The sequence below is a fragment of the Streptomyces sp. NPDC003011 genome (genome assembly GCF_053591515.1).
This window is the reverse complement of record NZ_JBSFTY010000139.1, coordinates 1-15,180: the sequence shown is the minus strand read 5'-3', so window position 1 is coordinate 15,180 and position 15,180 is coordinate 1. Positions and strand designations below refer to the sequence as shown.

Sequence of the window (15,180 nt, the reverse complement as noted above, 5' to 3'; positions counted from 1 at the left end):
GGTCGAGGGTGCGCAGGAGTTCGGGGCGGCGGTTGTGGGTGATGACGACGACGGTGGTGCGGGGGTCGGTCATGCCGTTGCTCCCACCTCTGCGCCCACCTGCCCCCTGCCGAGACGCTGGTCCACCTGCACACGGCGCTGCGCGGCACCAGGGGGGCGGCCGTCGCGGTGGCCCAGGTCGACACCCGCGCGGGCGAGCTGCGGTTCGCCGGTGTCGGCAACATCGGAGCGCGGCTGCGTGAGGGCGCCACCTGGCGTTCCCTGCTGTCCCGGCCCGGGATCGTGGGCGTCCACAAGCACGCGACGCTGCGGGAGGACCGGATGCCGTGGGCCGCCGACCGGATGCTGGTCCTGCACAGCGACGGCCTGCCCAGCCGCTGGACGCCGCCGTGCGACCCTTCCCTGCTCGCCGCCGACCCGGCGGTCGTGGCCGCGGTGACGGTACGTGACGCCAGCAGCTCCGCCCGGCCGGTGCGGGACGACACCGCCGTGGCGGTCCTGGCTCCGGCCCCGCCGGAGGGTCCATGACGCACAGCTGGCAGATCACCGACGTCGTCGACGCGGCCCGGGCCCGGATCGCCACCGCCCGGCTGGCCGCCGCCCACGGAGTGCCCGCCCTGGACCGCACCCGCCTGACCACCGCGCTCAGCGCGCAGTTGCGGCAGTGCCTCACCAAGGGCGGCATCTGGCGGCTCACCCTGGAGGCCACCGCCGCGCCCGGCGAGGAGGGACTCCTGCACGTGCTGCTGGCGCCCTGGCACGAGGCGGCCGCCGTCGCGCAGCCGCCGTGGCGGACCACGGTCCGCTGCCCGGAGGCGGCGGACGTGTCCGGCGACGCCGCGGTGGCCGAGGACCCGGTGGTCCTGGCGGAGGCCCTGCTGGGCGCAGACGAGGACACCGCGCTGGTGCTGGAGCGGCTCACCGAGCAGGAGGCACTGGTCGCCTTCCACCGGGAGGAGCTGCACCAGACGAACCAGGGCGTGCTGGCCCTGCACGCGGACCTGGACGCCGCCGGGCGGGCCCAGCGCGAGGCCTTCGCCGCCGAGCGCAAGGCGCGCACCGAGGCGGAGAGCGCCCGTCGCCGGCTGACGTTCCTGGCGGACGCGAGCGCGGTGCTGACGGCGTCGCTGAACCACGACGAGATCGTGCGCCGGCTGCCCGACCTGCTGGTGCCCGAGTACGCCCGCAGCGTGGACGTGTGGCTGTTCGACGGCGACGACGACCGGCATCCGCCCGCACCGCAGCACCCGCCGGCCCCGCACCCGGCCGCCGCCGTGCTCGCCGCCCGCACCGGGCGCCCGCAGTACGCCGCCGCGCACCCCGGCCGCCTGCCCGGTGTCGACGACCAGCCCCCCTCGGCGCTGGATCCCACGCGGCCCCTGCTGTGCGTCCCGCTGACGACGCGGCGCGCCCCCCTGGGCGTGCTGACGCTGTCCCCGCCCGGTGACAGCTGGGACCCGGACGACGCCGTGATGCTGATCGAGCTCGCCAGACGGGCCAGCACCGCCATCGACAACGCCCGCCGCTTCGAGCACAACCGGGACATCGCCGAGACGCTGCAGCGCGCGCTGCTCACGGACCTGCCCGCCAAGCCGGACCTGAGCCTGGCCGCCCGCTACCTCCCGGCCACGCACGGCCTGAACATCGGCGGCGACTGGTACGACGCCTTCCGCCAGCCCGACGGCAGTCTGATCACCGTCATCGGGGACGTCACCGGGCACGGTCTGCACGCGGCCGTGATGATGAGCCAGCTGCGCACCGCGCTGCGCGCCTACGCCGTCGACGGCGGTAGTCCGGGCCAGCTGCTGACCCGGCTGCACATGTTCCTGCACCATCTGCAGCCCGATCTGTACGCCACCGCCGTCATCGCGCGTTTCCGGCCCGGCGACCCCACCCTGACCTGGGCGGCGGCCGGCCATCCGCCGCCGGTGCTGCGTACCCCCGACGGGCGGGTGCACACGCTCGACGCCAAGCCCGGCGCGATGCTCGGCATCCCGCTGCGGCAGCAGATCGAGGACCACTTCGCGCCGCTCGTGCCCGGCTCGACGCTGGCGCTGTACACGGACGGTCTGGTGGAGCGGCGCGCGCAGGGCATAGATCCGGGCATCGAGCGGCTGGCGGACGCGCTCGGCGGGTTCGGCTCCGCGGAGCTGGAAGCCGACCTGGAAGGGGTGGCGGACCGGATCCTCACGCCCCTGCTGAGCGACTCCGAACGCGACGACGACGTGTGTCTGCTGCTCTGTCACCTGGCGGCCTGAGGCCCGGTCCGCGGTTTCCACCCCACGATCTTCACGATCGCCCCGGTGCGCTCCGGCGGCCGGAGGGGCATGGTGGTGCTCGACGCGTTCGTCTGCCCGCCGTGCCCGGCTGGCGGGACGGCCGGCACCGCGATGGGATCGATGAGGTGCGAAGCAGCGATCCACGGGCAGGCGAACGTCGTTCGAGGCAGACCGCCTGGAGCCGCAGAAAGGGATGAACACCGTGACACGACCCAGGATCCTGGTGGTTGGCGCAGGTTTCGCCGGAGTGGAGTGCGTCCGCCGTCTGGAACGGAAACTCTCCCCGGACGAAGCCGACGTCACGCTGGTGACGCCGTTCGCCTACCAGCTCTATCTTCCGCTGCTCCCCCAGGTCGCCTCCGGCGTGCTGACGCCGCAGTCGATCGCCGTCTCCCTGCGCCGCAGCAAGAAGTACCGCACCCGGATCATCCCGGGCGGCGCGATCGGCGTGGACCTGAAGGCGAAGGTCTGCGTCATCCGCACGATCACCGACCAGATCGTCGACGAGCCGTACGACTACATCGTGCTGGCTCCCGGCAGCATCACCCGCACCTTCGACATCCCCGGCCTGACCGATCACGCGTTCGGCATGAAGACGCTCGCCGAGGCCGCCTACGTCCGCGACCACGTCATCTCCCAGCTGGACCTGGCCGACGCGAGCCAGGATCCGGCGGAGCGGGCCTCCCGGCTGCAGTTCGTGGTGGTCGGCGGCGGCTACGCGGGCACCGAGACCGCCGCCTGTCTGCAACGGCTGACGCACGCCGCGGTCAAGCGCTACCCCCGCCTGGACCCGGGCCTGATCAAGTGGCACCTGATCGACATCGCCCCGAAGCTGATGCCGGAGCTGGGCGACAAGCTCGGCAGCAGCGCCCAGGAGATCCTGCGCAGGCGCGGCATCGAGATCTCGCTCGGGGTCTCCATCGCCAAGGCGGGCCCGGAGGAGGTCACCTTCACCGACGGACGGGTGATTGCGACCCGCACCCTGATCTGGACCGCCGGTGTGGTGGCGAGCCCGCTCATCGCCACGCTCGGCGCGGAGACCGTGCGGGGCCGGCTCGCGGTCACCGCCGAGATGTGCCTGCCGGGTCACGACGGGGTGTTCGCGCTCGGCGACGCCGCCGCGGTGCCGGACCGGGCCAAGGGCGAGGAGGGCGCGGTCTGCCCGCCCACCGCGCAGCACGCGATGCGGCAGGGCAAGCACGTCGCCGACAACGTCATCGCGACCCTGCGGGGCCAGGCGACGAGTCCGTACGTCCACAAGGACCTCGGTCTCGTCGTCGACCTCGGCGGCAAGGACGCCGTCTCCAAGCCGCTCGGCATCGAACTGCGCGGAGTGCCCGCCCAGGCCGTCGCCCGCGGCTACCACTGGCAGGCGCTGCGCACCGGTGTCGCCAAGACCCGCGTGATGACGAACTGGGTGCTCAACGCCCTCGCCGGTGACGACTTCGTCCGTACCGGCTTCCAGGCCCGCAAGCCCGCCAAGCTGAAGGACTTCGAGTACACGGACTCGTATCTGACGCCGGACCAGGTGCAGGCGCACGTCGCGGGCACCGCGCGGCTGGAGCAGTGAGACCCCCGCCCGTATGACTCGGCTCCCTCCTGACCGCTGCCTCGCGGCCGGCGGTCAGCGGGGGGAGCCGCGGCGTCAGGTGCGCGAAGGGCCGAGGGCGGGTGCTCCGGCCGTGTCTGTCATGCTGAAGACGGAGATCATGACGTGACACGGGAATGAGTACGGCGGCGTGAAGGCAGCGGGACGGTCGGTCCGGGCACGACTGCGGGACGGCGTCGCGGCATCCGATCCCGGACTGCTGCGGCTGACCGCCGGCCTCAGAACGGTCGGCGCCATCGCCCTCACCCTGGCGGTGCTCGGCCTGTTCGGCGCCGGCATCACGCCTCTGGTGGCGGGGGCGATGGCCGCGATGGTCGCCACCTTCGCCATCCGGGAGAAGCAGCGCGGGCAGCAGGCCGTGACCCTCGCCCTGGGGCTGCCGGTGGCGCTGGCGTCCGTGACGCTCGGCGCGCTGCTGAGCTCCCGGGTGGTGGCCGGCGACCTCTTCTTCGTCGCCCTCATCTTCTGCGCGGTCTACGGCCGCCGGTTCGGCGACCGCGGCACCACGCTCGGCCTGATCGGCTTCCAGATCTACTTCCTGTCGCTGTTCGTCGGCGCCACCGTCTCCGGCCTGCCCCGGCTGTACGGCGTGCTCGGCGTCGCGTTCCTGAGCAGCGCCCTGGTGCGTTTCGTCCTCGTGCCCGAGACACCGGCGGGCATCCTGGAGCGGCTGCGCGAGGCGTTCCGGGCCCGTCTGGCCCAGCTGGTGTCCGCGCAGCTCGCCCTGCTCGACGCCGGGGCGGACGAGGTGGAGAAGGCCCTGGACGACCTGCGGGGCGGCACCGCCCGGCTGCACGAGACGGCGATGATGATCCAGGGCCGGCTGGAGGAGGGCACCGCCGACGAGGCCACGGCGCGGCTGCTGCAACGCCGGATCGCCGACGCCGAGATCGCCGCCGAGCGGCTGGGGCTGTTGCTGCTGACCGCGCGCAGCGCGGAGCGGGCGACCACGCTGACCCTGCACCTGCCCGGCGCGCCCGTGCCGGCGGGCGGCCGGCTGCCGGTGCGGGACGAGGCGACCGTCACCCTGCGGCGTGATCTGGAGGCGCTGCGGATGCTGGTGCTGCGGCCCGTCGCCGAGGACTCCGGGACCGCGCTGTCCCATGTGCGCAACCGCCTCCTCGGCTACCGCGACGAGGACAACCTGCCGCCCGCCCCCACCGCCGTCCAGGACGTGTTCCGGGGCATCGGCGAGGCGGCCCGCGCCGTGCTGGGGCTGCGCGTCGCGCTCGGCGGGGCGCAGGACGAGTCGGACGACACCCCGGCGACCACCCGCTCCCGTGAGGAGCTGGACGCCGAGGACGCGGCGATCGACGCCGGGGAGGACGAGGGCCGCGAGGACGAGGAGGCCACCGGGCTGCGGCGGCCGACCACACGGGCGGCCGTGCAGGTCGCCGTGGGGTCGTCGCTGGCCATCGTCGGCGGCGAGTTCCTCTCCAGTCAGCGCTGGTACTGGGCGGTGCTGACCTGCTGGATCGTCTTCATCAACACCGCGTCCACGGGCGAGATCCTGGTCAAGGGCTACCGCCGGCTGCTGGGCACCGTACTCGGGGTCGTGGCCGGCATCGTGCTGGCGGGACTGGTCGGCCACCAGACCTGGACGGCGTTCGCGCTGGTGCTGGTGTTCGTCTTCGCGATGTTCTACACCGCGCCCCTGTCGTACACGCTGATGTCCTTCTTCGTCACCGCCGCGCTGGGCCTGCTGTACACCCTGCTGCACACCTACAGCTTCTCGGTACTGGTGCTGCGGGTGGAGGAGACGGCGCTCGGCGCGGTCTGCGGGGTGGTGGCGGCGGCGTTCGTGCTGCCGGTGCGCACGGACCGCCGTACGAACGACCTGCTGGTCACCGTCCTGGACCGGCTCGCGGACGTCACCGAGACGGCGGTGGACCAGCTCAGCGGCGGGCCCCCGGCCGATCTGCTGGACCAGGCGCGGGACCTGGACCAGGCGCTGGCCGACCTGCGGGCCGGCACCCAGCCGCTCACCCATCCGATCACGCCGCTGCGGGCCCGGCGCGACACCGCCCGCTATGTCGTCGCGCTGCTGGAGACCTGCGCGTACCACGCGCGGTCGCTGGCCGCGACGGCCGAGCTGCTGCCCACCCATCCGTCGATCGCGGCCGATCCGAGGCTGCGCCGGGCCGGGCGGCGCATCGCGCACAACATCGGGGCGATCTCCGCGCACGTCGCCGACGGGCAGGCGGCCGTCGAGATCGAGACCGGGCCGAGCATCGCCTCCCTGCTGGAACCGGACGTCCCGGGCACACCGAGGTACGGCCGGATCACCGACCGGGTGCTGCGGCATCTGCAGCGCCTGGACGAGACCGTGGCCGGTCTGGCCCGCCCGCTGGGCGTTCCCGTCGCCGAACCCAAGCGGTGACGGTGCCCGGTGACTCAGATGTCCGTGGGCAGGTTGCTCACTTCGGCGATGCCGCGCAGCTCGTCGTTCATGCGCTGCCGTTCGCGGATGTAGTCGGCGATCTCGCCCAGGCGCACCGGGTCGGACGCGGTGGCCGAGTCGGTGACCACCCGGACCGGACCGGTCTCCTCGATCTCCAGCTCGATCACCTCGTTGTCCAGCCGGCCCGTGACGGCGGTGGCGATGACCAGGGCGGCCTCGTCACGCACCTCCTGGGACAGCCCGCCCGCGTGGGCTTCGTCGAGCGCGAAGTCCAGCGCGGGCAGACGCTGTTCGTCGATGGCTTGCAGGACCGGTTCGACCACGGTGAGCAGCTGCTCGTAGTCCTCGGTCTCCATTCGGATGCGCAGCAGGCCCAGGTAGACGTCCACGGGCCGGCCGTCGGGCGGAAGCTCGGGTTCGTTCATCCCCTGCGGGTTCCCCCGGTCGGGCCGTTTCAGACCCTGCGCCAGCGCGCCATCGCGAACGAGAACAGTCCGAACAGCACCAGCCCGACCGCGACGCAGGCCAGGAGCCATGGCCCGAGCGGGGTCTCGGCGAACGAGCGGAGCGTGTCGTCCAGTCCTTTGGCCCGGTCCGGTTCGTAGTCGACCGCCGCCCGCACGGCGAAGGCCCCGGCGGCGGCGAACACCGCTCCGCGGGCCACGCCGCCGCCCACGCCCGTCACGTCGACGAGCCGGCGGGTACGGGCGGACATCTGTCCGAGCTTCAGTTTGTCGTGGTACTTGCGGAGCAGCGCCCGGACGGCGATCCATACTCCGGCCACGGCGATCCCGGCGCCGGCCGCGCCCACGAGCCACTGCCCGGCGGGGGCCTCCAGCAGGCGGGCGGTGACGTCCCGGGACTGCTTGTCGCTGGATCCCTCGCCGCCCGAGCCCGCGGCGAAGGACAGCACGGAGTAGGCGACGAAGGCGTAGAAGACGAACCGCACCCCTGACATCAGGCGCTTCTTCGCCTTGTGGCCGTCGGGTCCGACGGCACCGAACAGGACCTCCGACAGCCGCCACAGGGCCATGCCGACCAGGCCGATGCCCAGCGCCCACAGCAGGACGGCTCCGAAGGGTTTCTCGGCTATCTCGGCGAGGGCGCCGCTGCGGTCCGCCTGCCGGCTGCTGCCGCCGAAGGCGATCTGCAGTGCGAGGAGGCCGACCAGCAGGTAGATGACACCTCGCGCGGTCAGACCCGCGCGTGCGGCGCCCTCCCCCGCCGAGCCCTTCGCCATCCGGCGGGCGTCTCCCCGCCCGCTGCGCACCGTGGCACTCATGTTCATGTGGACCTCCTGGAGTCCGGATGCCCGGGTCGCGGGCGGACACACCCGGCGCGGGGGTGGTGTCCGGCGGCCGGTCCCGGTGGGGTCGCCGGCCGTCGGAGTCCCGGTCCGCAGGGGCTGCGGCCGAGGGCGTGCGGGTGTTCCGGGGCCCCGGCGGCACGGTGTGCGCGGGCCGGGCGAGCCAGGGGCCGCTCCCGCCACCGGGACCGCCGAGGGCCTCCGAGCCGGGAACGAGTGAGCCGGGAACGAGTGAGCCGGGAACGAGTGAGCCGGGGACGAGCTGGTGCGGTGGGCGGGGCGGCGCTTACCGCCGCACGTCCTCGTCGTCCCCGGCGACGGTCTCGCGGGCTCCGTCACTCGGCCAGCCGCGCGGGCTCCGGCTCCGGTGCGGCGGTGACCAGACGACGGGCGGTCTCCAGCGCCAGTCTCACGTCGCGCGTGCCGGTCGACACGCAGAGCGTGTAGGCGAGGTCACGCGCCCGCGGGTTCGGTCCGGCCGCGCCCGGCACGGACTCCTCGGCCGCCAACACCTCGTACTCCTCGACGAGCTCCCGCAGGAAGGCGGGATGAGGCATCAGAATCGGTTGCAGCTCGTTCACTCAGGCCACCCGCCCGCCGGAACCACGGCGGTTGGTCCGCTGTCCCATGACCTCGTCGCGCACCCGGGCGCAGCTGCGGCTGATCAGGCGGGAGACGTGCATCTGGGAGATGCCGAGCTGGTCGGCGATGCGGCTCTGCGTCATGTCCTCGAAGAAGCGCATGTAGAGGATGGCGCGCTCCCGCTCGGGCAGCCGGCGCAGGCCCTCCTTGGCGGATTCGCGGTCCACGACGGTGTCGAACGAGGTGTCCGAGTCACCGAGCGTGTCGGCGAGGCTGTATCCGTCGTCGCCGGCCGACAGCTCGGCGTCCAGCGACAGCGTGCTGAAGCTTTCGAGGGCCTCCATGCCGGTGGCGACCTCGTCCTCGGTCAGCCCGGTGTGGGCGGCGAGGTCGGCCACCGAGGGCTCGGGGGAGCCGGGGTTCTGGGTCAGTTCGCGGCGCGCCACGCGCACCTTGTTGCGCAGTTCCTGCACCCGGCGGGGCACGCGCAGCGCCCACATCCGGTCCCGGAAGTGTCGCTTGACCTCGCCGGTGATGGTGGGCACGGCGTAGCTCTCGAAGGCACCCCGCTCGGGTTCGAACCGGTCGATCGCCTTCACCAGGCCCAGTGCCGCCACCTGCCGCAGATCCTCGATGGACTCGCCGCGGTCGCGGAAGCGGCCGGCGATGCGGTGGGCCATGGGCAGCCAGGCGGTGACGAGTTCGTCGCGGACGGCGTCTCGCTCGGGCCCGTCCTCCAGCTCGGACAGACGGGCGAAGAGGGCGGCGGTGTCGGGGGCGTCGTCATGACGGCGCCGGTTCGGGGCGGTGGGCTGAGCGGACGTGCCGGGACGGCTTGTCGACATATCGATGAGCATGCGGAATCGCTCCTGAAGCGGTGGTTTCAGGGAATTGCCGCGGGAGGGAGGGACCGCTGCCCGGACGACCTTGACGGCCTTCCGGAGCAGTCATACCGCTCCCGCTGGCGCGCCTCCGGTCCGAAGCACGAAAATGCGTCTGCCCTGCCGCCCTGGTGCCAAACTCGGGTTCCGAAAAGTGTTCACGACAGCGGCACCACGGCGGAGATGCACTTCCCGCCCGAGGGCAGGTCGGTCACCCGGACGTCGTGCGCCAGGCGGCACACGATCGGCCAGCCGTGGCCGCCGATCCGGCGCCGCCCGCGCGGGTCCACGGGCGGGGCGGCTACCGGCAGCTCGTCGCTGCGGTCGCTCACCGACACGCGCACCTCGGGCCCCACCACGTCGACGTGGAAGTCGGTGACGCCACCGCCGTGCAGCATGGCGTTGGTGGTGAGTTCCGAGGCGACCAGCAGGGCGTCGGAGAGGGCGTCCGCGTCGCACGAGGCATCCGCGACGCGGCAGCGCTCGGACACCACCCGCTCCACGGCCTTGCGCGCCTCGGCCGGTTTGCACGGCCCGACATGACCACGCCGGTCGGCGGCGAACGGTTCGAGGGCGAATTCGGTCCTGTGCTGCTCGCACATCCCTGTAACTCCCTGATCGCTGTGAGAAATCACTGTGAGAGATCGCTGTGAGAGATCGCTGTGAGGAATCGCTGTGAGAGATCGCTGCCAGAAGAAGCCCGATCGGCTGTGCCCGGGGCCGGCCTCGTCCGGCCACCGGGCGCTCCCGGACATGACGGGTCGCATGACGGGTCGCCGCCCGGCCGCAGCGGCTGTGCACCCCACCTTGCGTGGGTTTTCGCAGGTCTCCCTACTTCGGCTCACCTTTCCCCGGCGTGCCAAACCTCTGGTTCCGGCCCGCGTACGGGCCATTGCGGGACGGGAAACGGGTAGGCGGTCGTCATGACCGATGTCGTGGACTCAGACGAACTGCTGCGGCGCATCCGGCGCGCCCGGGCCTGCGCCGAGGAGGAGGAGCGGGCCTGGCGCACTCGCCGCGAGAACCTGAGGCAGACCGATCCGGACGGATCCCGGGAGGCCGCCGTGCGAACCCTGGCGTACGAGAGCGTGCTCAGGGTGCTGGACGAGATCGTGACCCCCGGCAAGCACGCCGAGGAGGGGTGAGGCCGCACCGGGCCCGTCTCCGCGCGCTGGTTGACGGCCGCCGGGGACGGGCACCCGACCCCAATGACTGATCACACCAGCGCGCCCGTACTGGAAGCCCTGTCCGACTATCACCGCAAAGGGCTGCTGACGTTCGCGCCACCGGGTCACAAACAGGCCCGGGGCGCGGACCCCGAGGTCCGCAAGGTGCTCGGGGACGCGGTCTTCCTCGGGGACGTGCTGGCGTCGGGCGGCCTGGACGACCGGCTCACCCGGGGCCGGGTGCTGGAGCGGGCCGAGGAGCTGATGGCCGACGCCGTGCACGCGGACCACACGTTCTTCACCACCTGCGGAAGCTCCCTGTCCGTCAAGGCGGCGATGCTGGCCGTCGCGGGACCGCACGAGAAGCTGCTGATCGGACGGGACGCCCACAAGTCCGTCGTGTCGGGGCTGATCCTGTCCGGGATCGAGCCCGTGTGGGTCGAGCCCCGGTGGGACGGCGAGCGTCACCTCGCGCATCCGCCGTCCGCCGACGGGTTCGACCGGGCCTTCGAGGCCCATCCCGACGCCAAGGGCGCGCTGATCACCAGCCCGACGCCGTACGGCGCCTGCGCTGACCTGCGGGCGGTCGCCGAGGTCTGCCACCGCCGTTCCGTGCCGCTGATCGTGGACGAGGCCTGGGGCGCCCATCTGCCCTTCCACCCCGATCTGCCGTCCTGGGCGATGGACGCCGGCGCCGACATCTGCGTCACCAGCATCCACAAGATGGGCAGCGGACTGGAGCAGGGGTCCGTCTTCCATCTGCGGGGCGATCTGGTCCCGGCGGAGCTGCTCAAGATGCGGGCGGACCTGCTGGGCACCACGAGCCCGTCGGTGCTGCTGTACGCGGGGCTCGACGGCTGGCGGCGGCAGATGGCCCTGCGGGGCGAGGAGCTGATGGGCGGCGCGCTGGAACTCGCCGCCGAGGTCCGGGCCGCGATCGAGGAGATCGACGGCATGCACGTCAACGACCGGGACGACTTCTGCGGTGCGGGGCTGGCCGACGACTTCGACCCGCTGCCCGGCGTCATCGACCTGGAGGCGCTCGGGATCACCGGGTACCAGGCGGCCGACTGGCTGCGCGAGCACCGCGGGATCGACGCGCATCTGAACGACCACCGCCGTATCGGCATGCAGATCACCCACGGCGACGACCACGAGACGACCGGGCACCTGCTGACCGCGCTCAAGGACCTCGCCCAGGCCGCGCCCGGTCTGCGCCCGTCCCCGCGGATGGAGGTGCCGTCGCCGGACGAACTGCGGATGGAGCAGGCCCTGCTGCCCCGGGACGCGTTCTTCGGGCCCGCCGAGCAGCTGCCGCTCGCCGAGGCCGCGGGACGGGTGTCGGCGGAGATGATCACGCCGTATCCGCCGGGGATACCGGCCGTACTGCCCGGTGAGCGGCTGACCGAGCCGGTGCTGCGGTATCTGCGCACCGGCCGGGACGTGGGCATGAACCTGCCCGACGCGACCGACCCCGGGCTGGAGACGATCAGGGTCGTGGCCCGGGCCGCCGAGTGAAGAACGAGTGAAACCGGTCACGTGACCCGGATTCGGCTGCGCATCACCGCCGGGGTGGTTTATCTTTCATGCATACGTGGCCGAGGGGTTGACCGATCCGTCCTCCGTGCGCCACCTCTGACGGCCCTGGCTGGTCTCCCCCGTCCAGCCAGGGCTTTTCACTGCCCTCCGCACCCGGCCCACCCGTGTCCCGGGTGCGATGTGCGGATCCGCCGAGGTGCCCGGGGCGCCGTCGGCCGCTGAAATGGGCATAGGGAGGTAACCGGAAACCGGAATCCGTCACCGGCCGAGGAGCCCCGTGCCATGACCAAAGCGATCAAACTGCTGACCGCCCTTCCGCCGCCGCAACGCGGGCGTCTGATGACGCTGGCCCGGGAGGTCTCCTTTCCCGAGGACACCCGGATCTTCGAGGCGGGCGGCACCGCCGACCGCTTCTGGGTGATCCGCTCGGGCGCGGTCTCACTGACCCAGCAGGTCACATCCCACCAGCGCGTGACGGTCGCCGGTCTCGGCGCGGGCGACCTGCTCGGCTGGTCCTGGCTGTTCCCGCCGTACCAGTGGGACTTCGGCGCGGAGGCCTTCAGCCCGGTCCGCGCCTACGAGTTCGACGCGGCGGCGGTGCTCGGGTTGTGCGAGGAGGACCAGCAGCTCGGCATGATCCTGGTGCGGTCCGTCGCCGAGATCCTCGCGCACCGGCTGGAGACGACCCGGGGCAAGCTCATGGAGCAGTACACGATCAGCCGGCGAAGCGCCCTGTAGGGGCCGGGCTCAGACGCGGTGGCGGCGCGGTGCCGGGACCGCGAAGGCCGGGCTCAGCATGACGGCGACCACCAGCGGGCCGCCGCCCGTGACCGCCGTACGCGCGCCGAACACGCCGGGCCCGCCGTGCCGTGCAGGACGTGCGCCAGGCGCGGGCCGCCCGCGACGACGGTGAAACGCCCTGCGGAGGCGAGCTGCGGGACAGGACACGGGGCATGCCGAAGACCATCGCGATGATGTCGGCGAGGAAGGACAGCAGCGGCAGCTTGTGCGCGGCGATGTGGCGGTCCGGCGACGATCTCCCGTACGCCCGCCCGGCGCGCCGCCGTCGACACCGGGGGCGGCAGCGAGCGCAGCCGGTGGACCGCCCCCGCCGTGCCGCACAGCGCCGGCGGGTCGGTGAGGTACGGCTCCGGCGGGCCGATGACGGGGATCAGGACCCGGTACATCTTTCGGCCGGGGATCACTGTCGCAGCAGCGGCTGAGTGCTTGTGCTTCGGAGCCGCGTGCGCGGGTTCCGGCCGGGGCCGCGTCGGGCCGCTGCTCAGGCTCCGGCGATCAGCGCCGTGCCGAGGCCGATCATCGTCACGGCGATCAGCGCGTCCAGGACCCGCCAGGCGGCCGGCCGGGCCAGGAGGCGGCCCAGCAGCCGGGCGCCGAAGCCGAGCGCGGCGAACCAGCACAGGCTGGCGCACGCGGCGCCGAGCCCGAACGTCCAGCGCTGCGGGCCGCGGTCGGCGGCGACGGAACCCAGCAGGAAGACGGTGTCCAGGTAGACGTGCGGGTTGAGCCAGGTCATCGCCAGACAGGTGAGCACCGCCCGTCGGACGGACCCCTGGGTCTCCCCGTCGGCGCGCAGGGCGCCGCCCGGCCGGACCACCCGGCGCGCGGCGAGAGCGCCGTAGCCGAGGAGGAACGCGCCGCCGATCCAGCCGATCACGGTCAGTGCTTCCGGCCACGCCGCCACCACGGCGCCGACACCGCCCACCCCGAGGGTGATGAGGAAGGCGTCGGACACGGCGCAGATGGCGACGACGGCGAGGACCGCGTGGCGGCGGACTCCCTGGCGCAGGACGAAGGCGTTCTGGGCACCGATGGCGACGATGAGCGAGAGGCCGGTGCCGAACCCGGCGGCCGCGGCGGAGAGGGAGGCGGTCATGACGTCCACGCTAGGGAAACGATCAGTGGACGTACAGCTAAAGATTCTTACGTATCATTAGCTCTCGTGATGATGACGGAGCTGCCTCTCGACCAGGTGCGGACGCTGCTCGCGGTGGTGGACGAGGGGACGTTCGACGCGGCGGCGGCCACCCTGCATGTGACGCCCTCTGCGGTCAGCCAGCGGGTGAAGGCACTGGAGCAGCGCACCGGGCGGGTCCTGCTGGTGCGGACCAAACCGGTGCGGCCGACCGAGTCCGGGGACATCGTCGTCCGGTTCGCCCGGCAGCTGGCCCGGCTGGAGCGGGACGCGCGCGCCGAGCTGGGGATGAGCGGCGCCGAAGAGCCGACCCGGGTGTCGATCGCGGTGAACGCGGACTCCCTGTCGATCTGGTTCCTCCGCGCCCTCACCCGCGTTCCGTCGGACCCGCCGCTCTGTTTCGAGCTGCGCCGCGAGGACGAGACCCGGACGGCGGCCCTGTTGCGGGAGGGCCGGGTGATGGCCGCGGTGACCTCGTCGCCCGACCCCGTGGCGGGCTGCCTGGTGCGGCCGCTGGGCCGGCTGCGCTATGTGGCGGCGGCTAGCGCGGACTTCGCCGGGAGGCATCTCGGCGGACCGCTGCCGGAGGCGCTCGCGGTCGCGCCGGTGGTGACCTTCGACCGCGACGACGACCTCCAGGACGCCTTCGTGCGCGGGCTGCGCGGCGGCCGGGGCGGCGCGAGCCCGGTGCGCCACCTCGTACCCACCTCGGAGGGGTTCGCGGAGGCCGTCGCGGCCGGTCTGGGCTGGGGCCTGGTGCCGGAGGTGCAGGCGGAACCGCTGCTGCGCACGGGCCGTCTCGTCCCCCTGGCGCCGGACCGCCCGGTCGACGTACCGCTGTACTGGCAGCAGTGGAAGCTCGACGCACCGGCGCTGGCGGCCGTCGCCCGGGCGGTGGTGGCCACCGCGGCGGAGACGCTGCGCGGCTAGCCACGTGCTCGGGTGCCTTCAACGGGCAGGCCCAGCTGTCGCGGCTGCGAGAAGACGTCCGCCACCCCCGCAATCCGCCACCCCCGCCATATCTTCACGAGGTCCCACTGGGCTCGGCTGTTTCAGCCACGCGTCGACAGGTGACCCGGAGACGAGTAAGGCATCCCCGAGGGCACGTTCGACTCGATCGCAGGTGACATTTGATGGAGAACTGGCGAGAACAGGCCACGTGCCGCCACGAGGACCCCGATCTCTTCTTCCCGATCGGCACCACCGGCCCGGCACTGGTGCAGCAGGAGCAGGCGAAGGCCGTCTGCCGGCGCTGCCCGGTCCAAGAGCAGTGCCTGGAGTGGGCGTTGGACACCGGGCAGACCATCGGTGTGTGGGGTGGCACGAGTGAGAACGAACGCCGTGCGCTGAAGCGGCGCGCGGCTTCCCGGAGGCGCTCCGGCTGACGCGATGACGCAAGCGCTCCGGCCGGCACGAGAACGCGGTGGGGCCCGGTGCCGTTCGGCACCGGGCGCCTGCCGCACGACGAGATCTGGCACTTC

14 protein-coding genes and 2 pseudogenes are annotated in these 15,180 nt (G+C 72.8%); 9 read left to right on the top strand and 7 right to left on the bottom strand.

Translation table 11 applies throughout. From position 1 onward, the window contains the following. Window positions 1-93 precede the first annotated feature (93 nt). From ACWD0J_RS39385 to ACWD0J_RS39370, 4 genes and pseudogenes are all read left to right on the top strand, one after another. Window positions 94-528, top strand: a pseudogene (locus ACWD0J_RS39385) (SpoIIE family protein phosphatase); the annotation flags it as partial. After that, window positions 525-2,258 carry a PP2C family protein-serine/threonine phosphatase gene (locus tag ACWD0J_RS39380; protein ID WP_451500677.1) on the top strand — a complete coding sequence of 578 codons (1,734 nt, stop codon included), beginning with the start codon at window positions 525-527 and terminating at the stop codon, window positions 2,256-2,258. The pseudogene ACWD0J_RS39385 and the gene ACWD0J_RS39380, both read left to right, overlap by 4 nt. A 214-nt stretch (window positions 2,259-2,472) precedes the next feature. Then, window positions 2,473-3,849, top strand: coding sequence for an NAD(P)/FAD-dependent oxidoreductase (locus tag ACWD0J_RS39375; protein ID WP_451500676.1), 1,377 nt, complete (start codon window positions 2,473-2,475; stop codon window positions 3,847-3,849). A 169-nt stretch (window positions 3,850-4,018) separates the two neighbouring features. Further along, window positions 4,019-6,268, top strand: a complete 2,250-nt coding sequence (locus tag ACWD0J_RS39370; protein WP_451500675.1) for an FUSC family protein — start codon at window positions 4,019-4,021, stop codon at window positions 6,266-6,268. Window positions 6,269-6,282: 14 nt separating this feature from the next. Here the strand turns inward: ACWD0J_RS39370 and ACWD0J_RS39365 are convergent, their stop codons facing one another. The 5 genes from ACWD0J_RS39365 to ACWD0J_RS39345 form a co-directional block, all read right to left on the bottom strand. Next, window positions 6,283-6,714, bottom strand: a complete 432-nt coding sequence (locus ACWD0J_RS39365) for a hypothetical protein (protein WP_451500674.1) — start codon at window positions 6,712-6,714, stop codon at window positions 6,283-6,285. A gap of 29 nt (window positions 6,715-6,743) precedes the next feature. Continuing rightward, complete coding sequence (locus tag ACWD0J_RS39360; protein ID WP_451500673.1) at window positions 6,744-7,577, bottom strand: DUF1206 domain-containing protein; 834 nt, start codon at window positions 7,575-7,577, stop codon at window positions 6,744-6,746. A gap of 353 nt (window positions 7,578-7,930) precedes the next feature. Further along, window positions 7,931-8,158 (bottom strand): DUF5133 domain-containing protein, encoded by a 228-nt coding sequence (locus tag ACWD0J_RS39355; protein WP_451500679.1) that lies wholly within the window; start codon window positions 8,156-8,158, stop codon window positions 7,931-7,933. 18 nt (window positions 8,159-8,176) lie between these two features. Further along, window positions 8,177-9,034, bottom strand: a complete 858-nt coding sequence (locus ACWD0J_RS39350; protein WP_451500672.1) for a SigB/SigF/SigG family RNA polymerase sigma factor — start codon at window positions 9,032-9,034, stop codon at window positions 8,177-8,179. A 182-nt stretch (window positions 9,035-9,216) separates the two neighbouring features. Further along, window positions 9,217-9,660 carry an ATP-binding protein gene (locus ACWD0J_RS39345; protein ID WP_451500671.1) on the bottom strand — a complete coding sequence of 148 codons (444 nt, stop codon included), beginning with the start codon at window positions 9,658-9,660 and terminating at the stop codon, window positions 9,217-9,219. A gap of 321 nt (window positions 9,661-9,981) precedes the next feature. Between ACWD0J_RS39345 and ACWD0J_RS39340 the strand changes: the two genes are divergently transcribed. The 3 genes from ACWD0J_RS39340 to ACWD0J_RS39330 all read left to right on the top strand — a co-directional run bounded on the left by ACWD0J_RS39340 (window position 9,982) and on the right by ACWD0J_RS39330 (window position 12,501). Then, window positions 9,982-10,203, top strand: coding sequence for a hypothetical protein (locus tag ACWD0J_RS39340; protein WP_451500670.1), 222 nt, complete (start codon window positions 9,982-9,984; stop codon window positions 10,201-10,203). Between the two features lie 63 nt (window positions 10,204-10,266). Next, on the top strand, window positions 10,267-11,742 hold the full coding sequence (locus ACWD0J_RS39335; RefSeq protein ID WP_451500669.1) for an aminotransferase class I/II-fold pyridoxal phosphate-dependent enzyme: 1,476 nt from the start codon (window positions 10,267-10,269) through the stop codon (window positions 11,740-11,742). 303 nt (window positions 11,743-12,045) lie between these two features. Next, complete coding sequence (locus ACWD0J_RS39330; protein WP_451500668.1) at window positions 12,046-12,501, top strand: Crp/Fnr family transcriptional regulator; 456 nt, start codon at window positions 12,046-12,048, stop codon at window positions 12,499-12,501. Between the two features lie 9 nt (window positions 12,502-12,510). Here ACWD0J_RS39330 and ACWD0J_RS39325 read toward each other — a convergent pair. Beyond that, a pseudogene (locus tag ACWD0J_RS39325) lies at window positions 12,511-12,965 on the bottom strand (hypothetical protein); the annotation flags it as partial. 80 nt (window positions 12,966-13,045) lie between these two features. Then, window positions 13,046-13,660: a LysE/ArgO family amino acid transporter gene (locus tag ACWD0J_RS39320; protein ID WP_451500667.1), complete on the bottom strand. Its 615-nt coding sequence runs from the start codon at window positions 13,658-13,660 to the stop codon at window positions 13,046-13,048. Between the two features lie 69 nt (window positions 13,661-13,729). On the opposite strand from ACWD0J_RS39320, the gene ACWD0J_RS39315 reads away from it, so the two are divergent. Next, window positions 13,730-14,629: a LysR family transcriptional regulator ArgP gene (locus tag ACWD0J_RS39315; protein WP_451500678.1), complete on the top strand. Its 900-nt coding sequence runs from the start codon at window positions 13,730-13,732 to the stop codon at window positions 14,627-14,629. A gap of 203 nt (window positions 14,630-14,832) precedes the next feature. After that, a complete protein-coding gene (locus ACWD0J_RS39310) occupies window positions 14,833-15,084 on the top strand; it encodes a WhiB family transcriptional regulator (RefSeq protein WP_451500666.1) in 252 nt (83 codons plus the stop codon). Window positions 15,085-15,180 lie beyond the last annotated feature (96 nt).